A 25,165-nucleotide genomic window follows, 5' to 3' on the forward strand; every position below is an offset into this window, starting at 1 on the left:
CGCGCTCGGTGAGCTATCCATCGGAGACAGCTAGCGAACCGGGCATCGAAGACAGCCAGCGAACTAACTGCCACGGGTGGGACTTTCGAGGTCTGCTCCGTCGTAGTTCACACGGCGATTTGGAGCGACCAAGCAGTAGGTTCTGCTCGCACACAGAACATCTCTACAACTGAACCCGCCCGAACCAACAGCCTTTATCCGCCCGACCGCCGTCACTCGGAGTAGTGAACCCCGAGCGGATTCTGGACGAATTTCCCGCGCCCTCCTTTCGCGGGACCCAGCGCGAGGCGCTCGCCGATATCCGCGCGGCCTTCGCCGAGGGCAACGACGTGGTGTTGGTCCGCGCGCCGACCGGAAGCGGCAAGTCCCTCCTCGCGCGGTCCATCGCGGGGTGCGCCCGCCGGGCCGACGACGCCGCGCCGAGCGACGCCACCGGGGCGTACTACACCACGCCGCAGGTCTCCCAACTGGACGACGTGGCCGAGGACGATTTGCTCACGGACCTCAAAATCATCCGGGGAAAGCGAAACTACTCGTGCATCCTGCCGGGCGAGACTGACACTCCGGTCAATCGCGCTCCCTGCGCCCGCGAGAAGGGCTACGACTGTTCGGTCAAACATCGGTGTCCCTATTTCTCGGACAGGGCCATCGCGAGCAACCGCGAAATCGCGGCGATGACGCTGGCGTACTTCATGCGAACCGCGGGGTCGGAGGTGTTTCGCAAGCGCGACGTGGTGGTCATCGACGAGGCCCACGGTCTCGCCGAATGGGCCGAGATGTACGCGACCATCGACCTGAATCCCCGGACGGTCCCCATCTGGGACGACCTGAAGGTGCCCGAAATCACGGGTCTCGACAGGGCGGTCGAGTACGCCGACCGACTCGTGAACGTCTGTCGCAGGAAGAAAGACGACCTCGTCGCCCAGCAGGAACTCAGTCCGCCGGAGGCCGCGAAACGCGACCGTCTGCAGGAACTCATCGGCGAACTCGATTGGTTCGTGGAGGACTACCGCGACTCCCGGAGCGCGACGACGTGGGTCGTGGACCAACCGGACGGCGAGGGCGGAGCCATCACCATCAAGCCGATGAATCCCGAGCGGTATCTCAGTCACACCGTCTGGGAGCGGGGCAACAAATTCGCGCTCCTCTCGGCCACGATTCTGAACAAGCAAGCCTTCTGTCGGCAGGTCGGTCTCGACCCCGAGAACGTCGCGCTCGTGGACGTGGACCACACCTTCCCGGTCGAGAACCGGCCGCTCTACGACGTGACCCAGGGGAAGATGACCTACGAGAATCGCGACGAGACGCTTCCGCAAATCGCGCGCGTCCTCGTCCGAATCATGCAGGCCCACCGGGGCGAGAAGGGCATCGTCCACGCCCACTCCTACGCGATTCAGGACCGGCTCGCCGAGACCCTCGACCAGTTCGGCGTCGGCGACCGCGTTAGAATCCACGACAAGGACGACCGCGACGCCGAACTCGAATCGTGGAAGGCGACCGACGGCGAGGAGGTGTTCCTCTCGGTGAAGATGGAAGAAGCGCTCGACTTGAAAGGCGACCTCGCGCGCTGGCAGGTCATCTGCAAGGCCCCGTTTCTCAACACCCGCGATTCGAGGGTCGCCCACCGCCTCGAAGACGGCCAGTGGGCGTGGTACTACCGGGCCGCGCTCCGGACCGTGATTCAGGCGTGCGGCCGGGTCGTCCGGTCGCCCGACGACCACGGCGCGACCTACCTCGCGGATTCGAGCCTCCTCCAAGTCTTCGACCGCGCGGAGACCGACACCCCGCCGTGGTTCGCCGAGCAGGTCGAGCGCATGAGTCGGCCGGACCTCCCCGAGTTCGACCCCGCGAGCGCGAGTGAGTCGGGTGCGGGTGGGCGTTCTGGCGGGGGTGGACGTTCGAGGCCGAATCGGCGTCGGAACTCGGCCACCGGGTCCACGTCGTCGGGGTCTCGTTCGCAAGCCCGGTCGAAATCTTCGGGCGGACGCGACCGAAAGAGTCCGATGGCGGACGTGTGGGACGACAGCGTGTGATTGCGCTCGGTGACATAACCGCCGGAAAACGGCCGAAGGACACGAACGACGGGGTGGGAATTCCGAAAGACGCGTCTTTCGACGTCCCGTTCGTTCCTCACGGGACTGAAAGGGGCCGCCCGGTCGCGCTCGTCTTGGTCGTCTGACCGGCCCCTATCCGCCTCGGGCGGTGCGGAGAGAGGCGGATATGTCGGTCAGCGACCGCGACCGGGCGGGGGCTTTCGAAGAACAAAACGCTGTTGACGGTCTCGAAGCGAGACGCGAGCTATCGACGGTCTCGAAGCGAGACGCTACCTACTCCCGGTACCTATGAAGACCGCACCGCACAGCACCGCGCCCCGTGCCTCCCCGCCTGCACGCTCGGCCGCGACCGCACCGCAGACGCGGCCGAGCGCGCGGCGCATCCACTGGTGGAAGGGCGGTCGGCACGAATCCCCCGTCGTTCCGTCGCATCTCGCGATGTAGCCGAACACCGCCCGAGACCACGAATAGCTTTATCGGAAATGACGGTGAACCACGCTCGGACCATGGGGGGTTTCCAAACCGACGCGGAGCGCGGAGAATCGACCACGAAACGCCGAACCGTCCTGCGCGCGCTCGGCGGCGCGGGTGCGCTCGCGGCGCTCGGGAGCGCGAGTGCGAGCGCCGCCGACACGCCCGCGGAGGCCCGCGAACTGGCGAGACAGGACGGCGAAATCGACCCGGTGTACGGCTATCCGGCCCAGACGGACGACGAGGACCCGCCGGTCAGCCCGCAACACGAAGTCGCGCTCGAAATCCGGCCGCGGGACGCTCCGATTCCGGAGTTCGTCTTCGAACCGACCGGTCTCTACATCGAATCGGGCGAAACGGTGCGGTTCAACTACGAGTCGCCCCACCATACGGTGACGGCCTACCATCCCGAGTTCGGTTACGTTCCGCGGGTGCCAGACGGCGTGCCGCCGTTCTCGGCCCCGGCGCTCCCGGAGGGCGGCTACTGGCTCTACACCTTCGACCAGGAGGGCGTATACGAACTCCACTGCGCGCCCCACGAGATATTCGGTCACGCGATGCGAATCGTGGTCGGGTCGCCGAGCGGTCCGGCCGCCGACCCGCTCCCGGACCTGTGTGCGGGCGAGGGAACCACGACCGCGGAAGAGATGACGACCACCGAAGAAGCGGACGGTGAGACGACTGCGGAGGGCGGCGAGGAGGAACCCGCGCTCCCGAGATTCGGGGCCTACGCGGTTCTCACCGACCCGGCGCTCGCTCCCGACGCAATCGTGGACGAACGCCGGGTCAGTTGGGACGACCTCGACCCGGCGAGCAAGCAGTTGTTCCTCCGCGTCGAGGGGTTCCCGCCGTGTCCGGGCCAGGCGACCGGGACCGCGACGACCGAGACCGGAAGCGATGGCGAGACGACTGACGAGACGGAAGCGACGACCGATGGCGAAACAGAAGCGACGACCACCGACGACGAAAGCGCGTAGCGACCGCTATCGAGGAGTCACCTACCGCTCGCGGCGTCGTTCAGAAGAACGACGCCGCGTAGGCGACGCCCGAGGTTATCATCAGCAACACCAGAAATATCGAGATGAGCTTCTGTCGCGTGTCGTCGTCCATATTCGACGGAAACGGACCGAGAGAAATAATATTTTGGGTCGGCCTCGACTCTCGATGGTCGTCCGGTCGTCTGCGGAACTCCACCGTCTACCGGACTCCACCCTCTGCGAAACTCCACCGTCTAGGACTCCGTCGCCTGCCGGGGTAGTGTTCAGATAAGCGCGGTCAACGACCGTTGCGCTCGGTGAATCAATCCCTTGGCCGGCCTGGTGGACTGGAAGGGCGAGGTCGGTCACGCTCGCGGTGCTCGCGTGACCTCGGGAGAGCTTCGCTCTCCCGGCGCTCGACGAACCCCGGCGACGTCTTCGGGAACGAAGTGACCGAAGGCTCGGAAGACGAGCGAAGCGACGTCTTCCGGTGCAAGCACGACAGCGACTGAACGGAGCGACGCGCGCAGCGAGCCGCGGGAGTCGAGCGACCGAGGGCTTTCGAGGACGTGGTCTCAGTTCCAACTCGCCATTCGAACAGTACCGCCTGCCGGACCCCATAACGCCAAGGCCGTCGAGTCCGTCGCTGGCGAGCAAGAAACCCCGATGACAGACGACTCCACATCCGACGCGACCTCGCGAAGCGAAGCCGTCTTCGAACGCGCGCGAGCGGTCGTTCCCGGCGGCGCACAGACCGGCCTGCGCGCGCAGGCCCACGACCCGTACCCCGCCGCGTTCGAGCGCGCGAGCGGCGCGACCCTCACGACCGTCGACGGCGAGACGCTGACCGACTACCACCTCGCGTTCGGTCCCATCGTCCTCGGTCACGGTCACGACGAGGTGGACGCCGCGGTCAAAGCCACAATCGACGAGGGCGTGCTGTTCGGGGCCGGAACGACCGAACTCGAAGCCGAAGTCGCAGAGCGACTCGCCAACCTCCTGCCGAGCGTCGAGATGGTGAACTTCTGCAACAGCGGGAGCGAAGCGACCTACCACGCGATTCGACTCGCTCGCGCGCACACGGGCAACGACAAAATTCTCAAATTCGAGGGGTGTTACCACGGCTGGCACGACTACGTGGACGTGAGCGTCTACCCGCCCGCCGACGAACTCGGCGCGCGCCACCCCGAATCCGAGGGGATGCTTCCCGCCGCGGTCGAGAACACCGTGGTCGTGCCGTTCAACGACCCCGAGGCGTTCCGCGCGGCGATGGCCGAACACGGAGACGACCTCGCGGGCGTCATCCTCGAACCGATTCCCCACTCGGTCGGGTGTCTCCACCCGACCGGCGACTTCCTCGACGCGCTCGAATCCGAGACCGACGCCCGCGACGTTCCCCTCATCTTCGACGAGGTCATCACGGCGTTCCGTCACTCGCCCCGGGGCGCGCAGGCCGGACTCGGTGTCACCCCGGACCTGACCTGCGTGGCGAAGGCGATGGGCAACGGCTACCCGGTCGCGGCGGTCGGCGGCCGACGCGACCTACTGGAACAGGCGGGCGGCAACAACACCTCGGGCGTCGTCATCAGCGGGACGTACTCAGGCCACCCGACGGGATTGGCCGCGACCCGCGAGACGCTTCGGCTACTCGAGGAGGAGGACGTGCAGGCCCACCTGACCCGACTCGGGAGAGCGTATCGAGAGGGTCTCGCCGACCTGCTCGAAGACCGCGGAATCGAGGGCCGGGTCGTCGGCCATCGGAGCATCTTCAGCGTCCAGTTCGGCGCGACCGACGAACCCCGGACGTACGCCGACGTGGTGGGTATCGACGAGGAGCGATTCCGCGAGTTCGCGGTCGGGATGCGCGAGCGCGGCCACTTCTTCACGCCGAACCCCTACAAGCGTCACCACCTCTCGCTCGCGCACACCGACGACCACCTCCGGGAATATCTGGAGGATGCAGACGAAGTGCTGGCGGAACTCTGAATCAGAACGAAACTGCGAGCGACTACCCCAACTGCTCGACGATTTCCGAGCCTTCCAGATACGTGAAGCCGTACCGGTCGGCGTATGCTCTGGCGTCCTCGGGAGCCAGAGCCTCGTTCGTCTCGTCGTCCAGCATCTCGCAGACGACGACCGCGGGCGCGAGTCCGGCGGCCTCGGCCAGCGCGATGCCGAGTTCGGTGTGGCCCTCACGGTCGGCCAGCAGGTCCGGGGCCGCCCGGAGGAGGTGGACGTGGCCGGGCGCGCGGAACTCCGCGGCGAAGTCGGTGGCGTCAGGGTCGTTCGCGGCGTCGGCCAACTCCGTAATCGTCAGCGCGCGGTCCTCGTCGGTGATTCCGGTGTAGGTGTCGCGGTGGTTCACCGGGAGCGAGAACGACGAGCGCTCGTCGTAGCCGAGGTCGTGGGCCGCGCTCGCGTCGTGGTCGAGCGCGTCTTCGAGGAAGGGGAGGCCGAACGCGTCGGCGACTGCGTCCGAGAAGGCCACGCAGATGAGGCCTCCCGCGTCGTTTCGCATCCGGGACACGTCGGCGGGCGCGACTGCGCCCGCCGGGTAGACGAGGTCGGTCTCTCCCTCGCGGTCGGCGGCGTCGTGGATGAGGACGGGCGACCCCTCTCGGAACGCCGAGAGCGCGGCTTCGACGCCCGAAGCGGCCTGACTCATGGTTCCTCCTCGACGTGGACGGTCACGTGGTCGCCGTCCGCCAGACCGAGTTCCTCGCGGAGTTTGTCGGCCGCGATGACCTCCAGTTGGTCCTCGTCGTGGTGGGTTCGCTCGGGCGCGATGACGTGGGCCTCCTCGTATATTTCGCCGTCCTGAGTCTCCACGACTGCGGGGTAGCAAACCGCGGGACCGTAGGTCCGGTCGTCGTCCTCCCAGCCGTCTATCGGCACCGGGTCGAGCGCCTCCATCGCCGACCGGGCGCGGACGCTCTCGGCGGTGAGTTCGACGTTGAGCGTGCCGAGGAACGGCTCGTAGCCGAGTCGGTCCTCGAACTGCGCCATGTAGCCCGGCAGCGAGATGTAGTGGCGCCCCTCGCCCATCCCGCTGGTGACGGTGCCGGTCAAATCGACGCCCGCGGGCGTCTCGAAGATGCGACGGTAGTCCTCGTACTCGCGCTTGAGCGACCACTCGCCGTCCTCGGTAATCGAGACCCACTGGCCGTCGCTGACCATCTCGCGCTCCACGAGTCCCGCGTCGTCGAGTCCCTGGAGTCGGCGCGAGGCGGTCTGATTCGAGGCGTCGAGGCGCTCGGCGAGCGCCGAGCACGAGACCTTAACCTCGCCCTGTAGCCCGCCGTCGAGCGCGAGAAGCTTCAGCGCCGCGAGTTCGTCGTAGCCGACCGCGCGCGGCCGTGTCGCTGACATAGTTGGCACTCCGTTCGCGTGCGGTTTAAGGATAACGGAACTGGGGTGGTTCTCACAATTGGAACGATAAGCCCCGGTATCGACGATTCGTCGCCCCGAGCCCTCATCGTGGTACGGAGGCGACATTTAGGCCTACCTAAAGTTCGAAACCACTATTACGGTTTAGGTGGGCCAAAAAGATATGATTCGCACTTCACAGTTCGGCTCCTCGAAATCCGCCCCGAGACGACGGCGTTTTCTCGCTACTGGAACCCTCGTCGCGGTCGCGGATAACACCGACGGAGACCGCCACTCATGACCGCCACTGATTCGCGGAACTCGACCGAGTTCGACCGCGACGTGGTCGTGGTCGGCGGCGGTCCCGCTGGCTGTTCCGCGGGAATCTTCACCGCGCGGTACGGACTCGACACCGTCATCTTCGACCGCGGGAACTCCTCGCTCCGCCGGTGTGCGTATCTGGAGAACTACCTCGGCTTCCCGGCGGGTATCGACATCGACACGCTCTACGACCTGATGGGTGTCCACGCCGAGGAGATGGGCTGTGACCTCGTTTCGGACATGGTCGAGTCGGTGACTCGCACCGACGACGAGTCGGGCTTCGTGGTCGAGACCCAAGACGGTCGGGCCGTCACCGCCCGGCGAGTCGTCGCGGCCTCGCGCTACGACGGCGAGTACATGCGCCCGCTCGGGGGCGACGAGATGTTCGAGACCCACTCGCACGGCGGCGAGGAACACGAACACTTCGACCCGGAGTACGCCGATTCGGACAGTCGGACTCCAATCGAGGGGCTGTACGTCGCCGCGCCTGCGGGCGAGATGAATGCCCAAGCAATCATCTCCGCGGGATACGGCGCGCAAGTCGGCCGGAATCTCCTCGCGGATTACCGGTGCGAGCAGGGATACCCCGAGGAGGTCGCCGACCACTGGGACTGGCTCCGACGCGACGCCGAACTCGACGACGAGTGGAGCGACCGCGACCGGTGGCGCGAGTGGTTCGAGGGGCGGATTCCCGACGACCACGGACTCGGCGACGACCGACTCGCGGAGCTTCGGGAGGCCGACATCGACCGGTCGTTCGAGACGTATCTCGCGCCCGACGAAATCGAGGACCGAGAACGCCGCGGACTCGCCCGACTCGTCGAAACTGTCGGCCCGGACCGCGTGCTGGACGCGCTCGACGACGAGCGCATTCGCGAATATCTCGATAGCGAGGAGGCCAGCGCCGAATCATGACCGAGCGACCGACCGCGGAACGCGGCCGCAAAACGTCGTCAGGATGGTTCGGCTGGCTCGACGCGTCGATGCTCACGCTGTGTCTCGGGAGCACCGCCATCGTCGTCGCCGCCGGACTCGTGCAGGTCAGCTTCGGGACGTACTCGCTGTCGATTCTCGAAGCGTGGCAGGCGGTCGTGGACCCCGCGGTCCTGCTCGACCCGCGGTGGCTGTTGAACTTCTTCGTCGGCGAGGAACTGATGCGAGCGATTACCGGCTTTCAGGGTGAACTCCCCGAACTCCCGACCGGAACGCTCGTGGTCTGGAACATCCGGCTTCCGCGCGTGCTGGTGGCGATTCTGGTCGGCATGAACCTCGCCGTCTCGGGGGCAATCTTTCAGGCCGTCACCCGAAACGAACTCGCGAGTCCGTTCATCCTCGGCGTCTCGTCGGGGGCCGGACTCGCAATTTTGCTCACGCTCGTCGTGTTCTCGGGGCTGTCGGCGTTCCTCCCGATTATCGCGTCGGTCGGCGGGGCGGTGGCGTTCCTCGTCGTCTACGCCATCGCGTGGAAGAACGGCACCTCGCCGGTTCGACTCGTCCTCGCGGGCGTCATCGTCGGCACCGTGTTCGGGTCGCTCCAGACCGCGATGTTCTTCTTTGCCGATGACCTCGGCGTGGTCCAGTCCGCCATCGCGTGGACCACCGGGTCGCTCACGGGCGTCGGGTGGGAGCAGGTCCGGATGGCGCTGCCGTGGTCCGTGGTCGCGATGCTGTTGGCGCTCCTCAGTTCTCGCCAGCTAAACGTCCTCCTCCTCGGCGAGCAGACCGCGAAGTCGCTCGGGATGTCGGTCGAGAAGGTCCGATTCGCGCTCTCAGGTGTCGCAGTCCTCGCCGCCTCGGCGAGCATCGCGGTCGCGGGCATCGTCGGCTTCGTCGGTCTCATCGTCCCGCACATGGTCCGAACCACGGTCGGAAGCGACTACAAGAAGCTAGTCATCGGGTGCGTCTTCGCCGGACCCGCGCTGATGGTGGCCGCCGACGTGGGCGCGCGCCTCGCGCTCGACCCGGTCCAGATTCCGGTCGGCATCGTCACCGGGTTGGTCGGCGGGCCGTACTTCCTCTACCTGATGCGCAAACAGGAGCAACTGGGTGAAATCTGATGACGGACGACCGAACCTCTTCGACCGACGAATCGGGTCCTTCTACAGACGAACCACGGGGGACGCCACAGTCGGACGGCGGCGTCCCGGCGTCGAACGACATCCGCGATTCGGCGGGCGGCGACGAGTCGCCGCCCGCCGAATCGCGACTCGACGAGGAACCCCGGACCGACGCGAAATCGCGAGCGGCCGACTCGGACGCCGCGAGCGAACTGTTCGGCGAGGACCTCGCAATCGGCTACCCCTCGACCGACGAACCCATCGTGGAGTGCGAGAAGGTCGTGATTCCGGCGGGCGAGGTCACCGCGCTCGTCGGGCCGAACGGGAGCGGCAAGAGCACCCTGCTGAAGGCGATGGCGAAACAGCTCTCGCCCGAGCGCGGCACCGTCGTCGTGGACGGCGAGGACGTTCACTCGCTCGAATCGAAGCGACTGGCCCGAAAGCTCGGCCTGCTCTCTCAGGAGAACGAGTCGCCGGGGAGTCTCACGGTCGAGGACCTCGTCTACCACGGCCGGTACCCTTACCGCGGATTCTTCGAGTCGGTCGGCGATGACGACCACGTCGCGGTCGAGCGCGCAATCGAGATGGCTGGCGTCGGCCACATCCGCGACGAGGAGATGTCGAGTCTGAGCGGCGGTCAGAAACAGTTGGCGTGGATTGCGATGGTGCTCGCTCAAGACACCGACCTGCTGTTGCTCGACGAACCGACGACGTTCCTCGACCTCCACCACCAACTCCGGGTCATGGAGGTCGTCCGGACGCTCAACCGCGAGCAGGACATCACCATCGCGGTCGTCCTCCACGACCTCGGGCAGGCCGCCCGGTTCGCCGACAACCTCATCGCGATGAAGGATGGCTCGCTGTACGACTGGGGGCCGCCCCGCGAGGTCGTGACCGAGAAACTGCTGGCCGACGTGTTTCGGGTCGATGCGAGCGTCGATGCGGAGAGTCCGACCGGACCGCACATCTCTCCGCATCGCGCGCTCGACGAATAGTTGGTTCTTCGCCTGATTCGTCGGACAATTTTGCCCGCTATCCCCCGAGAAGAAGAAAGAACTAAGTCGTTTTAGGCAAGCCTAAAAACATGGCCGGAACGAACGACGACTTCGAAGCACCGACGCGGCGGGCGTATCTGAAGTACGGTTCCGCGCTCGCGACCGGCGGACTGCTCGCTGGCTGTACCGGCGAGAGTTCAGACTCGACGACGACCGACGCGACGACCGAGGGCGGGGTGGGAACAGGGACGGAAACGGCCGACGAGTCAGAGACGACCACCGACTCGGAATCCTCCGACGCCGACGGGCCGCACTCGGTCGCGATGTCGCCGATGGGCGAGGTCGAGTTCGACGCGGTCCCAGAGCGCGTGTTCACGGTGTTCTCCCAGTACGCCGACATGGCGGTCGCGCTCGGCCACGGCGACGCGGTGAACGCGGTGTACGTCCCGGAGATGTCCGGGACGACGATGAACCACTACTATCACCACCTCGACGGCGTCTCGTTCGATTGGGAGGACCTCCACGACCCCCTGAGCGACGGTCTCTCGAAGGAGATGCTGTTCGAACTCGACAGCGACGTTCATCTCGCCGACCCCGCGTGGGCCTCGACGCAGGACAACTGGAGTCGCACGGATGTCGAGGAAATCGACTCCCAAGTCGCGCCGTGGTTCGGGAACTTCTACAGCGGCACGCAGGACGCCCCGCCCGAGGAGTACGACGACTACGAGTACTACGACCTCTGGGAACTGTTCGGGAAGGTGGCCGAAGTTTTCCAAGAGCAAGCCCGCTACGAGGCGCTCGCGGAGGTCCACGCCGACCTCGTCTCCGAGATACAGGCCGACCTCCCGCCGGAGGACGACCGCCCGACCGTCGTGCGCGTCACGCTCGCGGCCGACGGCGAATCGTTCTACACCTACCACCTCAACAAGCCGGGCTACTGGCTGGCCGACACCCGACCGCTCGGCGCGAACGACGCCTTCGCCGACGAGGACTGGGGCAATCTCTGGGGCACCGTTGATTACGAGGCGATGCTCGAAGCGGACCCCGACGTTATTCTCCACCTCTGGGGTATCACGCCCAACTACAGCATGGCCGACACGCGCGCGTCGCTCAAAGACCACTCGCTCGGAAGCCAACTCACCGCAGTCGAAGACGACCGCGTCCACGCCGCCGGAATGCGGTATCAGGGTCCCATCATGAATCTGTTCCAAATCGAGATGGGCGCGAAACAGCTCTACCCCGACGTGTTCGGCGAGTGGCCCCGATACGAGGACGGCGACCCCTATCCCGATATTCCCGAGGACGCGCAGTTGTTCGACCGCGAGAAGGTCGCGGCTATCGTGAACGGGGAGTTGTAAGCAGTCGTCCCACGGTTATTTACCCGCTTTCGCACTTTGATAGAGTTAGTCGAAATAGACTACTTCCTGTAGCTCAAAATAGGACGTATGCAACACGATTGGTCGACAGATCAATCTTCACTCTCCAAGGAACAACGACGAATCTTCGAACTTCTCTCTCAGGAGACGCACCACCTTATTATCCAGTCCGTGCTTGGTCATCCGGAGCATCTGATATCGCGGACCGAACTCGACCACGCGGTTCCAAAGCGTCGGGGGGCAGTTCGCGACCAACTCGACAATCTCATCGACGCCGGTATCCTCGACCTGTACCGCCACGAACCGAGCGAGACGACGCGAGACTACCCCTCCAAATTCTACGGGCTGACCGAGCGCGGCGTGGAAATTCTCTACGAGTACAACTACCTTCGCGGCGTTCCCGTGGCGCGAGCGCTCTACGAGAACACCCGAAAGTCCGCGAAGGTTGAACGGCACGAGAACGCACCGCGGCCCGAACTCCCCGACGCGGTTCGAGAGGCGCTCTCGACTGCGGACGAGCGAGAACAGACCGCGTGAATCGAAGTCCGGTCAGTCCCCGGTCACGGGGTCACGCTCCCAGAACTCACTATCCTTCTTCAGTTTCGGCACCCACGTATCGTCGGTCTTCGACAGCAGCGCCACCCGCGAGGCCGGGACGCCCTTCAGGTACTCGTGGTCGGGCATATGCTCCTGGACGCGCTCTGCAAATTCCATCACGTCCTCGTGGTCGAGCATCGAGGAGCGCGCCACCCGGTCGCGCGACTCCCCGACGTGCATGTAGGATTTGAGTTCCACGAAGTCGGGGTCGGCGCGCTCGTAGAATCCGGCGTACCAGTCGGGGTTTGCGACGTTCTGGCCGCCGACCAGTGTCGTTCGGAGGACGGTCCGCGTCTCGTCTTTGTCCGCAAGGATGTCCATCGTCTCGACCAGTTTCTCCCACGCGTCGTCCTCCATCGCTTTGACGACCTTATCGAACGTCGCGCGCTCGGGGGCGTCCACGCTGACGTAGAGTTGGGTCGGGTCGCACTCGCGGATGATTTCGGGTCGAGTGCCGTTCGAGACGAGGAAGGTGGTGATGTCGCGGTCGTGGAACGCCTCGAGGAGTTCGGGCAGGTAGGGGTAGAGCGTGGGTTCACCGTCGAGGCTGATTGCGACGTGGCGGGGTTCCATCGACTCTTCGAACACCTCGCGCGGGACTTTGTCGTTGCCGCCGAATCCGGAGAGGAGCTTCTTCTGGAGGCGAATCGAGGCGTCTACGACCGCTTCGGGGTCGTCCCACTCCACGTCGCCGAGTTCGTAGGCGTGGCCCGCGTGGTCGCGCCAGCAGAAGACGCATCGCTCGTTGCACTTCACGACGGGCGTCATCTGGATACAGCGGTGTGATTCGATTCCGTACCAGATATTTTTATAACACTTTCCTTCACCTCGAAGCGCGTTCGCCGTCCAGCCGCACGTCTGCGCCGCCGTGTGGTTCTCGCTGTGGTAGTCCGGGCTGTCTACCTGTTTCGGGCCGTCCGATTCGCTCATTGTCGGAGGGATGGACGGCGAGGCTAAAACGTCCTTTCCTCTCGAACCCGCTTTTCGTCGTCGGCCCGTCCCCCAAGCGCGCGCCTTCGGCGTCGATTGGCGGGCGCCGTCGAACGAGACCGTGGGTATCGTGACACGGTATAAATACGTTTCCCAGAGTTTCGGTCACTGTGACCGTCGAACCCGGTATACGTCCCCCACCGTCGTACGGTTCCGCATGGACGACGCGATATCCATCCAGTCGCTGCGCAAAGAGTACGGCGACACCGTCGCCATCGACGGTCTGGACCTCTCCATCCCGTCGGGCGAGGTGTTCGGCTTCCTCGGTCCGAACGGTGCCGGGAAGTCCACCACTATCGACGTGATGTTGAACTACGTGAGGCCCACCGCGGGCGCGGTAACCATTTTGGGGTACGACGCGGTCGATGAATCGAAGGCGATTCGCCGACGCGTCGGCGTGCTCTCGGACGGCTACGCGCTGTACGACCGGCTGACCGGTCGCGAACACGTCGAACTGGCTATCGAACTGAAGGGGGCCGACGACGACCCCGACCGACTCCTCCGCCGCGTCGGCATGGCCGACGCGGCGGACCGCCCCGCAGGCGGGTACTCGAAGGGTATGAGCCAACGCCTCGGATTGGGCGTGGCTCTCGTCGGCTCGCCGGACCTGCTCGTGTTCGACGAACCCGCGTCCGGTCTCGATCCGAACGGGGTTCGCACGCTCCGAGAAATCGTCCGCGAGGAGGCCGACAGCGGGACGACGGTCTTCTTCTCCAGTCACGACCTCGACCAGGTCGAGGCGGTGTGCGACCGCGTGGGTATCTTGAACCGCGGCGAACTGCTCGCGGTCGATACCGTCGATGGCCTGCGCGAGCGCCTCGGTGCGGCGACGAGGCTGTGTGTCGACGCCGTTCCGCTTCCGGACGCCGACCGACTCTCGAACGTCGAGGGGGTCGGCTCGGTCGCGGCCGAGGACGGACGACTCGTGGCCGACTGCACGGACGGCGAGACCAAGTTCCGACTGCTCTCCGCGGTTCGCGAATCGGGCGCGACGCTGGTCGACTTCGAGACCGAGACGGCTTCGCTGGAGGACCTGTTCGCCGCGTCGGTCGGTGGCTCCGACATCGAGGATTCGGCCGCTCGTTCCGATGTGAACGCGCGGCCGGACGACGGGCCTGTGGAGGTGGACGCGTGAGCGTCATCGGTCTCGCGCGGAAGGACGTCCTCGACATCAGTCGCTCTCGGATGGTCTGGGGACTGACCGGCGTGTTCACGCTCTTTTCCGTTCTGGGAGTCTCGCTGTTCGCTCTTTTGGGCGTCGAGGAGGCGTCCGCGATACGGGCGGCGGAGGCAATCGCCTTCCCCTCGATTTTGCTCGTCCCGCTCGCGGCCATCGTCGTCGGCTACATGGCCGTCGTCGGCGAGCGACGGTCCGGCAATCTGCGGCTCCTGCTCGGCTTTCCGGTTTCGAGGGGTGCGGTGGTCGCGGGTAAGGTCGTCGCCCGAACCGTCGTCGTCGCGGGGTCGATAGCCGTCGCTTTCGCGGTCGCTGGCGGCGTCGGCTTCGCGCTGTACGGCGGGTTCTCGGTCCTCCGGTACGCGGGGTTCGCATTAGCGACGGTCGGCTTGGGCGTCGCCTTCGTCGGTCTCGCGGTCGGAATCTCGGCGTCGGTTCGCTCGCGCGGGAAGGCGCTCGCGCTCGCGGTCGGTGCGTATTTCCTGCTCGTCCTGTTCTGGCAACTGATCGCTGGCGGAGCGTACTACGCCGTCACTGGAACCGTTCCCGGTGTCGAGGTTCCCGCGTGGTACCTGGTCCTCGAACGACTCTCGCCCTCGATGGCGTATCAGGTGCTCGTCGAGTCGGCGCTGGGCGCGCCCGTGCAGGCGTCCATTTTCTCGATTCGCCCCCCGGACGCGATGACCGCGACCGCGGCCGAACAGTTGGGTGGCGGACCGGTCCCGGTGTCTCTCTCGACTTCGGCTTCGGCCCTCGTGCTCGCGCTCTGGTCGGTGGTTCCCGCGGCGGTCGGGTACTGGCGATTCCGTGCCAGCGACCTGTGACCTGCACGGGCGGTACGGCGGAGCACCTGGCCTGCGAAACTTCCCGTGAACTGAAATATCCGGAGTTCGAACCGTCCACAGATGGGTGACGGCGACGAGACCAAAGGCGACGACGTTGCGACCGTCGTCTCCGTCCTCGACGACTCCTTGGCGCGGTCCATCCTCGTGCGAACCGCGAATCGAGCGCTGTCGGCCGACGAGCTAGTCGAGGGGTCGGAGTCTTCCCGGACGACGGTCTACCGCCGTATCCGCCGCCTGGTCGAGTTAGACCTGCTGACCGAGAGCCAGGAACTCGACCCGGACGGTCACCACTTCAACACCTATCGCGCCCGCCTCGACCGGGTCACGATAGACCTCGGAACGAACGGATTCGATATCGACGTCGACCGCCAGGTCGTCGAGGACGACGCCGTTGACCGACTCAACCGACTGTACGAGCGACTTCAGCAATGACAGATGTTCCCACTGCAACACGGACGCTCGCTATCCTCGCGGTAGAAGCCTCGCGGGTCGCCCAGCGCGAACCGCGGATGACGGTCGATGAACCGCTCGGATTGGCCTTCATCGTGACCGTCGTACTCGCGGTTCTGTTGGGTGTAGCGACCGCCGGACTCGCCCTCTACCGATACCGCGCTCGCTCCGACCCCGGCCTCCGGTCGTTCGTCGTCGGTCTGGTGTTGATAGCCGTCGCTCCGCTCCCGCTTCGAATCTTCGTCGAGGGTACGGTTCCGCCCGTCCTCCGGGACGTGTTCCTCCCGATTTTCGAAACGCTGGGACTGCTCGCGATTCTTTGGGGGATGTACGGCGACCCGCGACCGACCGACGGGCGGCTGATTCACCGTCCGACGACGCGCGATTTGGCGGTCGTCGGACTGTCGCTCGCGTTCGCGACCGCGACGGTCGGCGTCGGCGTTCTCCTCGGCTCCGGGGCGGCCATTCTGGCCGCCGGAGCCGTCGTGGCGCTGGCGACGTTCGTCGCCGGACAGGCCGCCAGGGCCGCCTACCGATACCGCTCGCTTGCGATGGGGTCGCTCTCGCTCGGCGTCCTCTGTCTGGTGGCGTTCCCTACGCCAGTCAGCGTACTCCTCCGTGCTGCTGGCCCTGTGCCCGACGTACTGGTGGTCGGTCTGATTAGCGGGGCGGTCCTCGTCGGCGAAGCCGCGATGTTCGTTACGCTCGTCTATCGCTGACTTCTCCCGACCTCAGCGCGGGGTTCGTCTTCTCGACGTTCACGCCGTAGCCGTCCGACGACGCAGGTGTACTCGTTCGGGCCAGTGGCCAAGCGAAGCGAGCGCGCGGTGCTCGACCGGTCGATGTCTCACTACGGCCTGTGCGGTCGCAGCGAGTTTACGAGCGAACGACGGTGGTCCCGCCAAATCGGTCGCCCAACCGCGCTTGCCGTTTCGATATGGCGATGGCCACGATGCCGACGACGTAAAACATCGGGAGCCAGTCGACGAGTCGGAGGACGTTCCGGACTACCGACGACCCGAGCGACACCCGCGAGCCATCGGCGTTGGTCACTCGAATCCCGACGAGTCGCTTCCCGATAGTCTTCCCGTACTTCCATTCCAGAACCGTGTGGTAGCCAATCGCGAGTCCGAACCAGAGCGCGAACGAGAGCAGTGCGGGAGTGCCCTCCAAGTTGGCTTGGGCCCCGTCAGTGCCGGACTGGATGTCTCCGGTGACTGCGGCCACGACGTAGACTGCGACGAACAGGAATACGAGCCAGACGACCGTATCGATGGCCATCGCCACGCCCCGGATGCCGATTCCACAGTTCTTCGGGTCGCTATCGCCAGACATTATATAGGTAAAAAATACTATAGTATAAAAACATGTTGCCTCGGTTTCTCCACGCAGTCGCGCTCGGCAGTCCCTAGTCGCCTCCGAAAAACGTACACAGTTTATGGATTCATCGTACACAAAAAGCTTATACAACGTCTCGGTGAACGAGTACGTGGGTGACGTTGCCATTCCGCAAGCAGTCTTCGACGAGACCGAGTACGAACGCCGAATAGAGCGAACCAAACAGCGAATGCGCGATGCGGACCTCGACGCGCTCGTGGTCTCGGACCCGGCCAACATGAACTACCTCACCGGGTACGACGGGTGGTCGTTCTACGTCCACCAGGCCGTCCTCGTGACCCTCGACCGCGACGAACCGGTGTGGGTCGGCCGCGAGATGGACGCGAACGGCGCTCGCGCGACCACGAAACTCGGCGAGGAGAGCATCCGAGCGTACAGCGACGACCACGTCCACTCGCCGTACGACCTCCACCCGATGGACTTCTTCGCCGACGAACTGGAGTCCCTTGGCGTCTCGGACGCGAAAATCGGCCTGGAGATGGACGCCTACTACTTCACCGCGAAGTCGTACACGCGCCTCCAGCAGAACCTCCCCGAAGCCACCTTCGAGGACCACACCCTGCTCGTCAACTGGGTCCGGGTGAAGAAGTCCGAACAGGAGTTGGAGTACATGCGCCAAGCCGCCCGCATCTCCGAGAACGCGATGCAGGCCGGACTCGACGCCATCGGCGAGGGCGTCCCCGAGTACGAGGCCGCCGAGGCCATCTACTCCGCGCTCATCGACGGCACCGACGAGTACGGCGGCGACTACCCCTCCATCGTGCCGCTGATGCCGTCGGGCGACCACACCGGGACGCCCCACCTGACGTGGACCGACCGGCCCTTCGAGGACGGCGACCCGGTCATCATCGAACTCTCGGGGTGTCGCCACCGGTACCACTCGCCGCTGGCCCGGACGACGTTCGTCGGCGACCCGCCCGCCGAGGTCCAAGAGACCGCCGACATCGTCATCGAGGGCATCGACGCCGCGCTTGACGCGGTCGAACCCGGCGTAACCGCCGAATCGGTCGAGAAGGCGTGGCGCGAGACCATCGCGAAGTACGACGTGGAGAAGGAGGACCGAATCGGCTACTCGATGGGACTCGGCTACCCGCCGGACTGGGGCGAACACACCGCGAGTCTCCGACCCGGCGACGAGACGATTCTTGAGGAGAACATGACGTTCCACATGATTCCGGGCCTGTGGTTCGACGACTTCGGCGTCGAACTCAGCGAGACCTTCCGGGTCACCTCGACCGGCGTCGAAGTGCTGGCCGAGTTCCCGCGCGAACTGTTCACGGCGTAAGAGCGTCCGGAACCACCGTCTGCCGGCCCCAAAATTACCGACCCACGGCCTCTGCGACCTTCTCGATGGGATGGGGTGGTTCTTCTCGCGTGCCTTCCCAATCGCCAAGTTGGGTGCGGCAGGACGCGCCGGGCGCGACCACGGTGTCGCCGTCGCTGTCCTCGACCTGCTCGAACAGAATCTCGCCGATGGCTCGGCTCATCGAGTAGTGTTCGGCCTCGTAGCCGAAACTTCCGGCCATGCCACAGCACCCCGAGTCGAGGGCATCGACTTCGTAGCCCGCCGCGTCGAGGACGGCGGCGGCGTGGTGGTCCTTCTTGGTCGCCTTCTGGTGGCAGTGGCCGTGGTAGGTCAGCGTTTCCTCGGGCGCGGCCAAATCGAGCGACTCGGTCAGGTCGAACGCGTCGAGATATTCCATGATTCCGTACGTACTGGCCGCGACCCGGTTTGCGTCGGGCGTCTCGCCGAGCAGGTCGAGGTAGTCCGACTGGAACATGACCGCGTCGGAGGGTTCGACCAGCACCACGTCCCACCCGTCCTCGACTTTCGGCGCGAGCGCCGAGACGTTCGTCTCGGCGCGCTCACGCGACTTGTCGAGGAAGCCCTTCGAGTGGGCGGGGCGGCCGGTCGAGGTCACGCCCTCGGGGATGCGGACCCGGACGCCCGCGGCTTCGAGGACCCGGACCGCGGCTTTTCCGGCCTCGGGGTGGTTGTAGTTGGTGTACGCGTCCGGAAACAGCGCGACCGTTCGGGTCGCCTCGGACTCGGAGACGCGGGGGCCGCCCCGCTTCTCGAACCACTCGGTCAGACTCTCGCGGTGGAACGTCGGGAGGCTTCGCTCGCTGGCGATGCCGACCGTCTTTTCCATCACGAATCGCGCGCCCGGAAGCTTGCTCGCCCAGTTCGAGACGGGTGCGAGCGCCGACCCGATTGCGTTGAGACGGCCGACCTCGGCGAACAGGCGCTCCCGGACGCTCGCGCCGTTCTTCTCGTGGTTCGCGTGCTCGACCTCGGCCTTGAGCTTAGCCATATCGACCTCCGAGGGGCAGTCGCGGGCACAGCCCTTACAGCCGATGCAGAGGTCCATCACCTCGGCCATGAACTCGGTGTCGAACTGCTCGCCCGTCTCCGCGGGCTTCGCCCGCTCCGAGGAGGCGGCGTGCGCCGCCTCCCACTCCCCCGACATGGCCTGCCGGAGCAGATTCGCCCGGCCTCGCGTGGCGGTGCTCTCCTCGCCCGCCGCCCGGTAGGTCGGGCACATCACGCCACCGGTCGTTTCCTGCTCGCCGCGACAGCCGCCACAGCCGTGACAGAGTTCGACCATCCCCTGAAAGCCGTTCTCGTTGTCCCAGTCGAGCGCCGGGTCGAACCCCGCGTCGTGGGCGTACGAGTCGTCGTACCGGAGGTGTTCGGTCATGTCGTGGTCGCCACAGACGTTGCCGGGGTTGAGGAGCCAGTCGGGGTCGAACGCGGTCTTGAGGTCGCGGAACGCCTCCCAGAGGTCGTCGCCGTAGAGCTTGCGGTTCCACTGGGTTCGGGCGCGGCCGTCGCCGTGTTCGCCCGAGACGCTCCCGCCGAACTCGACCACCATGTCGGTCACCTCGTCGGCGATGGCGACCATGTCCTCGCGGTCGGCCGCGGTCTTCGTGTCCACGAGCGGCCTGACGTGGAGGACGCCCGGCCCGGCGTGGGCGTAGAACGCCGCGTCGAGGTCCCGGTCCTTCTCGGCGAGGAGCGACTGGAATCGCTCGACGAACTCCGGGAGGTGTTCGGGCGGCACCGCACAGTCCTCGATGAAACTGATGTGCTTCTCGTCGGAGGTCCGCGAGAGCAGGATGGGAAGCCCGGCCTTCCGGAGCTTCCAGAATTTGTCGCGCTCGCCCTCGTCGTGGGCCTCCAGCCCCGCGAACGCGAGCGTCTCGTCGGTGTCCGCGCGGTCGGCGGGCGGGGCGATTTCGGTGTCGGTCCCCGGAACCCTGTCGGCGAGGAGTCCGGCGGTCCGCTCTCGACCCTCGGCGTCGTCGTCGGCGTAGAACTCCACGAGGAGCGCCGCCTGCGCGCGCTCGGGGACGAGCGACGAGACTTCCTCGAAGTCGGCGGTGTCGCGCGCGAGTCCGAGCAGCACGTCGTCTATCAGTTCGACCGCCGCGGGGCCGTGTTCGAGGATGTGCTGAACGTCGGTCACCGCGTCGAGGACGCTCCCGTAGAACAACAGCGACACCGCCTTCGTCTCGGGGACGGGTTCGAGCGACAGTTCGGCCTCCGTGACGATTGCGAGGGTTCCTTCGCTCCCCGCGAGCAGGCGCGCCAGATTCACGGTACCCAACTCTGCCTCCTCCACGAGAACGTCGAAGTTGTACCCCGAGACATTCCGCTTGAGGTCGGGGAATCGCTTCCGAACTTCGTCGGTCTCCTCGTCGAGAATCCGGACGACTTCGGCGTAGATTCGGGCTTCGAGACCACCCTCGGGGTCGGCGCGCTCGCGGAGTTCTTCGACTTCCATCTCGCCGAAGGTGGTCACGGTGCCGTCTGCGAGGACGACCTCGCACTCCTCGACATAGGCGTCGGTCTTGCCGTACTTCAGGGAGTGCGCACCGGTCGAATTGTTCCCGATTGCACCGCCGACCGCGCTCCGATTTCCGGCGGCCGGGTCGGGTGCGAATTTGAGTCCGTGGGGTTCGAGTTCCGCGTTGAGTTCCGCGAGGACCGCCCCGGACTGCGCTCGCGCGCGAGCGCAGTCCGGGTCGATGCTCACCACGTCGTCCATGTGAGCCGTGAAATCGAGGACGACCGCTTCGTTGACGGCTTGGCCTGCGAGACTCGTGCCGCCGCCCCGGGGAAGCACCGGAATCTCACGCTCGGCGCAGTACGCCACGACCGCCGACACGTCGGCGGTCGTGGCCGGAAGCACGACCCCGATGGGCGTCATCTCGTAGGCGCTGGCGTCGGTCGCGTAGAGCTGTCGGGAGTAGCTGTCGAACCGGACTTCGCCGTCGATTCGCGCGCTGAGGTCGGCGACGAGGCCCGACCGGGCCTCGTCGCCGCCGACGTAGTCGTAGTCGGCTCTCGGGTCGCTCGCGGGGTCGCCCACGGAGCGACCATCCGGGCCGTCGTCCGTCGGCGTGTCCTGTGTCGCCATCGTCCCGAATCAGTCCGTCCCCGGTGCGAGGATTTGATTCTCCAGTTCCTCGCCCGCGTCGAGGCGCGCGACGTTCTCGGCCACGATGTCGGCGAGTCGCTCCCAGTGGCGCGGGGTGTGGCCGCCGGTGTGAGGCGTGATGAGGCAGTTTTCGAGGTTCCAGAGCGGGTGGTCCTCGGGCAGGGGTTCGGGGTCGGTCACGTCGAGCGCCGCGCCCCGAATCTTGTTCGACCGGAGCGCCGACACCAGCGCGTCGGTGTCCACGATGGGACCGCGCGCGGTGTTGACGAGGACGGCGTCGGTCGGCAGGGTCGCCAGTTCCGCCTCGCCGACGAGACCGCGAGTCATGTCGTTGAGCGGGCACGCGACGACGACGTACTCGCTCCGGGCGAACGCGTCGTGGATGGCGTCCCCGTCGAATCCCACTACCTCGTCGGTCGGGCCGCCCTTCTCGGGGGTGTAGCGCACGCCGATAGTCTCTACTTCGAACCCCTGCAGGCGTTTTACGACTTCCTGCCCGATGGAGCCGAGACCGACGACCGTCACCGTGCTGTCGGTGAGTTCGCCCGACTGGAAGTGCCGCCACTCACGGTTCTGCTTACGTCGCCACCCCTCGTGGAGTCGCCGGGCGAACGTGAGCATGTTGCCGATGGCCTGCTCGGCGATGCCGGGCGCGTGGATACCTCCGGCGTTCGTGACGCCGATTCCGCGCTCGGCGAAGGCGTCCATCGGAACGTGGTCGGTCCCGGCGAACGTGCAGGCGAACAGTTCGAGGCGCTCGGCCGCGGCGAGCGCCTCCTCCTCGACGGTGATGCCGGTGACGACTCGCGCGGTTTCGAGGAGTTCGCGCTCCTGCTTCGGCGTGCGGGCCAGTTCGACGGTTCGGCCCGGAAGCCGGTCGCGCAGTTCGTCGGCGTACGATTCCATCGACAGGCCTTCCGTCCCCTCGCGGAGGACGACGACATCCGGATTCTCGGTCATGCTTGTGAGTTCGCGTCTCGCGGACGCTGTGAATGTTCGACTCATGGCGAGTGGTGGACTTAATCCTTTGTGTACCCGCTATCAACGGAAACCGTTTACAAATAAGTGGTTGGAGCGTGTCAGGCTCACCCATGACGCCCACGATACGAGGCCGACTCACCGAGGTACGGCGCGACTTTCACCGGTATCCCGAACCCGCGTGGCGCGAGTTCTACACGACTCACGCGCTGGTCGAGCGACTCCGCGAAATCGGCGTGGACGAACTCGCCGTCGGAGCCGACGCCTACGACCCCGACGACCGGATGGCTGTCCCCGAAAACGACGACATCGAGGAATGGTTCGAGCGCGCACGCGAGCGCGGCGCGGACCCCGACCTCCTCGAAACGATGGCGGGCGGGAACACCGGGGCAATCGCGGTCCTCGACCGGGGCGAGGGTCCCGCGGTCGGTCTCCGGGTGGACATCGACGGCCTGTTCATCGAGGAGTCGGCCGACGACGACCACGTTCCCGCGGTCGAGGGCTTCCGGTCGGAAACCGACGGCACGATGCACGCCTGCGGCCACGACGCCCACATGACGTGGGGATTGGCGACCCTCGAAGCCATCAAAGACAGCGACTTCGAGGGGCGGCTGGTCGTCTTCTTCCAGCCAGCAGAGGAGGCCTCGGGCGGCGGTCATCCGATGGCAGAGAGCCGATTCGCCGAGGGGTTGGACTACTTCTTCGCGGTCCACGTCGGTCTCGACCACCCGACGGGCGAGGTGGTCGCTGGCATCGAGCGCCCGCTCGCGATGTGCCACGTGGACGCGACGATTCGGGGGACCTCCGCCCACGCCGGAAAAGCCCCGCAGGACGGCGACAACGCGATGCAGGCGCTCGGCACCGCCATCCAGAACGCCTACGGAATCCCGCGCCACGAGGACGGGATGACCCGAGTCAACGTCGGCCGGGCGGAGTCGGGGACTTCGAGCAACGTCATCGCCGAGCGCGCCGACGTGGTCGCCGAGGCCCGGGGCGAGACCACCGAACTCATGGAGTACGTGAAATCGCGGCTGACCAGAACGTTCGAGACCGCCGCCGAGATGCACGGCTGTGACGCCGAGGTCGAAATCGTGAGCGAGTCGCCCCGGGCCGACAGCGACCCCGAACTCGTGGACGTGATTGCGGGCGTGGCCGAGGGAGCGGCGGGCGTCGATTCGGTCGTCCCGACCGCCGACTTCGGCGCGAGCGAGGACGCTACCTTCCTGATGGAGCGCGTGCAGGACGAGGACGGTCTCGCGTCGTACCTCATCGTCGGTACCGACCACCCGACGAGCCACCACACTTCGACCTTCGACGTGGACGAGCGGAGCCTCGAAACCGGTGTCACGGTGCTGACCGACTCGATACTCGCGGTCGCGGAGGACGGGCCGTGACTACCGAGGAACTCCCGAGCGCGGAGTCGGTCGTCGCGCTCGCCGACATCGAGGACGCGCGCGACCGACTCGAAGGCGTGGCTCACCGCACGCCGCTCGACCGCTCGACCACGTTCGCGGAGATGAGCGGCGCGGCGTCGGTGGGTCTCAAACTGGAGAACGTCCAGCGCACCGGGTCGTTCAAGATTCGGGGCGCGTACAACAAGATGTCTCAGCTCTCGGCCGACGAGCGCGAGGCGGGCGTGGTCGCGTCGAGCGCGGGCAACCACGCCCAGGGGGTTGCGCTCGCGGGCGACCTGCTCGATATCGACACGACAATCGTAGTTCCGGAGGTGACGCCCGCGGCGAAAATCGAGGCGACACGGGGCTACGGCGCGGAAGTCCTCGTCGAGGGCGACATCTACGAGGAATCGTATCAGCGCGCGCTCGACCTCGCCGACGGCGAGGGGCTGACGTTCGTCCACCCGTTCGACGACGAGGCGATAATCGCTGGACAGGGGACCGTGGGGCTGGAACTCACAGAGCAGTACCCCGAACTCGATACGGTTCTAGTCGCCATCGGCGGCGGCGGCCTGATTTCGGGCATCGCGACTGCGTTGACGGCCCGCGACTCGGACGTTCGCGTCGTCGGCGTCCAACCCGAGGGCGCGTATCACGCCAAGCCGTCGCTCGAAGCCGACGAGATACGCGAACTGCCGGGCGTCGATACGGTCGCCGAGGGCATCGCCGACACCCGACTGCTGGAGAAGACGTTCGCGGTCGCCCGCGAGCGCGTGGACGAAGTGGTCTCGGTGAGCGACCGCGAGATTGCGGCGGGGGTCGCGCTCCTCGCCGAGCGCGCCAAGACTGTCGCCGAGAGCGCGGGCGCGGCCCCCCTCGCTGCGCTCCTCTCGGGCGCGGTCGATGTCGAAGGCGAACACGTCGCGGTCGTCGTCTCGGGCGGGAATGTGGACCTCACCGAACACGCCGACCTCGCGCGGACCGGCCTCGCGGAACTCGGCCGGTACGCGACGGTCCGGCTGGCGGTCGCCGACTGGCCGACCAACCTCGGCGAAATCGCCGACACCGTCGAGGAGCGAGGCGCGGGGCTGGACGCGGTTCGGCGCGCGCGCCGAACCGCGGACGACGACCCAAACCGTGTTCCCGTAACCGCGAGCGTGACCGCGAGCGGGCCGGACCACCTCGAAGGGACGCTAGCCGCGCTCGATTCGCTCGACGGCGTGTCGGTTATCGACGCGGATTTCGAGGCGTAAACGCGCTCGACCGAGGCGATA

The 25,165-nt window shown here is 66.2% G+C and carries 22 protein-coding genes; 16 read left to right on the forward strand and 6 right to left on the reverse strand.

Going from position 1 to position 25,165, the window contains the following annotated elements; genetic code table 11:
• Positions 1–224: 224 nt before the first annotated feature.
• The 4 genes from EKH81_RS00715 (at position 225) to EKH81_RS00725 (ending at position 5,488) form a co-directional block, all read left to right on the forward strand.
• Entirely contained in the window at positions 225–2,033 is a 1,809-nt protein-coding gene (locus tag EKH81_RS00715; RefSeq protein WP_132059320.1) for a helicase C-terminal domain-containing protein, read from the forward strand.
• On the forward strand, positions 2,030–2,179 hold the full coding sequence (locus tag EKH81_RS19520; protein WP_238392088.1) for a hypothetical protein: 150 nt from the start codon (positions 2,030–2,032) through the stop codon (positions 2,177–2,179). The genes EKH81_RS00715 and EKH81_RS19520 overlap by 4 nt, the downstream gene beginning before the upstream one ends.
• A gap of 381 nt (positions 2,180–2,560) precedes the next feature.
• The gene (locus EKH81_RS00720; RefSeq protein ID WP_202935027.1) at positions 2,561–3,502 is read left to right on the forward strand and encodes a cupredoxin domain-containing protein; all 942 of its coding nucleotides are present in this window, start codon (positions 2,561–2,563) and stop codon (positions 3,500–3,502) included.
• A gap of 666 nt (positions 3,503–4,168) precedes the next feature.
• Complete coding sequence (locus tag EKH81_RS00725) at positions 4,169–5,488, forward strand: aspartate aminotransferase family protein (RefSeq protein WP_132059321.1); 1,320 nt, start codon at positions 4,169–4,171, stop codon at positions 5,486–5,488.
• 22 nt (positions 5,489–5,510) lie between these two features.
• Here EKH81_RS00725 and ribB read toward each other — a convergent pair whose 3' ends face one another.
• Both ribB and EKH81_RS00735 read right to left on the reverse strand, forming a co-directional pair.
• Positions 5,511–6,167 (reverse strand): 3,4-dihydroxy-2-butanone-4-phosphate synthase, encoded by a 657-nt coding sequence (ribB, locus tag EKH81_RS00730; protein ID WP_132059322.1) that lies wholly within the window; start codon positions 6,165–6,167, stop codon positions 5,511–5,513.
• Positions 6,164–6,871, reverse strand: a complete 708-nt coding sequence (locus tag EKH81_RS00735; protein WP_132059323.1) for a DUF120 domain-containing protein — start codon at positions 6,869–6,871, stop codon at positions 6,164–6,166. Before EKH81_RS00735 ends, ribB begins: the two co-directional genes overlap by 4 nt.
• Positions 6,872–7,165: 294 nt before the next feature.
• Between EKH81_RS00735 and EKH81_RS00740 the strand changes: the two genes are divergently transcribed.
• The 5 genes from EKH81_RS00740 to EKH81_RS00760 all read left to right on the forward strand — a co-directional run bounded on the left by EKH81_RS00740 (position 7,166) and on the right by EKH81_RS00760 (position 12,154).
• A complete protein-coding gene (locus EKH81_RS00740) occupies positions 7,166–8,104 on the forward strand; it encodes an FAD-dependent oxidoreductase (RefSeq protein ID WP_132059324.1) in 939 nt (312 codons plus the stop codon).
• Entirely contained in the window at positions 8,101–9,246 is a 1,146-nt protein-coding gene (locus EKH81_RS00745) for a FecCD family ABC transporter permease (protein ID WP_132059325.1), read from the forward strand. The genes EKH81_RS00740 and EKH81_RS00745 overlap by 4 nt, the downstream gene beginning before the upstream one ends.
• A complete protein-coding gene (locus tag EKH81_RS00750; RefSeq protein WP_132059326.1) occupies positions 9,246–10,241 on the forward strand; it encodes an ABC transporter ATP-binding protein in 996 nt (331 codons plus the stop codon). The genes EKH81_RS00745 and EKH81_RS00750 overlap by 1 nt, the downstream gene beginning before the upstream one ends.
• A gap of 89 nt (positions 10,242–10,330) precedes the next feature.
• Positions 10,331–11,599 (forward strand): ABC transporter substrate-binding protein, encoded by a 1,269-nt coding sequence (locus EKH81_RS00755; RefSeq protein WP_132059327.1) that lies wholly within the window; start codon positions 10,331–10,333, stop codon positions 11,597–11,599.
• 189 nt (positions 11,600–11,788) lie between these two features.
• Positions 11,789–12,154 carry an ArsR family transcriptional regulator gene (locus EKH81_RS00760; protein ID WP_238392089.1) on the forward strand — a complete coding sequence of 122 codons (366 nt, stop codon included), beginning with the start codon at positions 11,789–11,791 and terminating at the stop codon, positions 12,152–12,154.
• A 12-nt stretch (positions 12,155–12,166) separates the two neighbouring features.
• Here EKH81_RS00760 and twy1 read toward each other — a convergent pair whose 3' ends face one another.
• On the reverse strand, positions 12,167–13,144 hold the full coding sequence (twy1, locus tag EKH81_RS00765) for a 4-demethylwyosine synthase TYW1 (RefSeq protein ID WP_132059329.1): 978 nt from the start codon (positions 13,142–13,144) through the stop codon (positions 12,167–12,169).
• A 217-nt stretch (positions 13,145–13,361) separates the two neighbouring features.
• Between twy1 and EKH81_RS00770 the strand changes: the two genes are divergently transcribed.
• The 4 genes from EKH81_RS00770 to EKH81_RS00785 all read left to right on the forward strand — a co-directional run bounded on the left by EKH81_RS00770 (position 13,362) and on the right by EKH81_RS00785 (position 16,395).
• Entirely contained in the window at positions 13,362–14,339 is a 978-nt protein-coding gene (locus tag EKH81_RS00770; RefSeq protein ID WP_132059330.1) for an ABC transporter ATP-binding protein, read from the forward strand.
• The gene (locus EKH81_RS00775; RefSeq protein WP_132059331.1) at positions 14,336–15,205 is read left to right on the forward strand and encodes an ABC transporter permease; all 870 of its coding nucleotides are present in this window, start codon (positions 14,336–14,338) and stop codon (positions 15,203–15,205) included. The genes EKH81_RS00770 and EKH81_RS00775 overlap by 4 nt, the downstream gene beginning before the upstream one ends.
• A gap of 81 nt (positions 15,206–15,286) precedes the next feature.
• Positions 15,287–15,658 (forward strand): ArsR family transcriptional regulator, encoded by a 372-nt coding sequence (locus EKH81_RS00780; protein ID WP_132059332.1) that lies wholly within the window; start codon positions 15,287–15,289, stop codon positions 15,656–15,658.
• Complete coding sequence (locus EKH81_RS00785; RefSeq protein ID WP_132059333.1) at positions 15,655–16,395, forward strand: hypothetical protein; 741 nt, start codon at positions 15,655–15,657, stop codon at positions 16,393–16,395. Before EKH81_RS00780 ends, EKH81_RS00785 begins: the two co-directional genes overlap by 4 nt.
• Before the next feature lie 157 nt (positions 16,396–16,552).
• Here the strand turns inward: EKH81_RS00785 and EKH81_RS00790 are convergent, their stop codons facing one another.
• Positions 16,553–17,011: an RDD family protein gene (locus tag EKH81_RS00790; RefSeq protein ID WP_132059334.1), complete on the reverse strand. Its 459-nt coding sequence runs from the start codon at positions 17,009–17,011 to the stop codon at positions 16,553–16,555.
• Between the two features lie 169 nt (positions 17,012–17,180).
• Between EKH81_RS00790 and EKH81_RS00795 the strand changes: the two genes are divergently transcribed.
• Complete coding sequence (locus tag EKH81_RS00795) at positions 17,181–18,359, forward strand: M24 family metallopeptidase (protein WP_132059358.1); 1,179 nt, start codon at positions 17,181–17,183, stop codon at positions 18,357–18,359.
• Positions 18,360–18,393: 34 nt separating this feature from the next.
• Here the strand turns inward: EKH81_RS00795 and EKH81_RS00800 are convergent, their stop codons facing one another.
• Together EKH81_RS00800 and EKH81_RS00805 are read right to left on the reverse strand one after the other, a co-directional pair.
• Positions 18,394–21,498, reverse strand: a complete 3,105-nt coding sequence (locus tag EKH81_RS00800) for an FAD-binding and (Fe-S)-binding domain-containing protein (RefSeq protein ID WP_132059335.1) — start codon at positions 21,496–21,498, stop codon at positions 18,394–18,396.
• Positions 21,499–21,507: 9 nt separating this feature from the next.
• Complete coding sequence (locus EKH81_RS00805) at positions 21,508–22,479, reverse strand: D-2-hydroxyacid dehydrogenase (protein ID WP_132059336.1); 972 nt, start codon at positions 22,477–22,479, stop codon at positions 21,508–21,510.
• Positions 22,480–22,610: 131 nt separating this feature from the next.
• On the opposite strand from EKH81_RS00805, the gene EKH81_RS00810 reads away from it, so the two are divergent.
• Positions 22,611–23,891, forward strand: coding sequence for an amidohydrolase (locus EKH81_RS00810; RefSeq protein WP_132059337.1), 1,281 nt, complete (start codon positions 22,611–22,613; stop codon positions 23,889–23,891).
• Entirely contained in the window at positions 23,888–25,144 is a 1,257-nt protein-coding gene (gene ilvA, locus EKH81_RS00815; RefSeq protein WP_132059338.1) for a threonine ammonia-lyase, read from the forward strand. The genes EKH81_RS00810 and ilvA overlap by 4 nt, the downstream gene beginning before the upstream one ends.
• The last annotated feature ends 21 nt before the right edge of the window (positions 25,145–25,165 follow it).

It is taken from the genome of Halorussus amylolyticus, assembly GCF_004143485.2.
Classification (GTDB): Archaea; Halobacteriota; Halobacteria; order Halobacteriales; family Haladaptataceae; genus Halorussus; species Halorussus amylolyticus.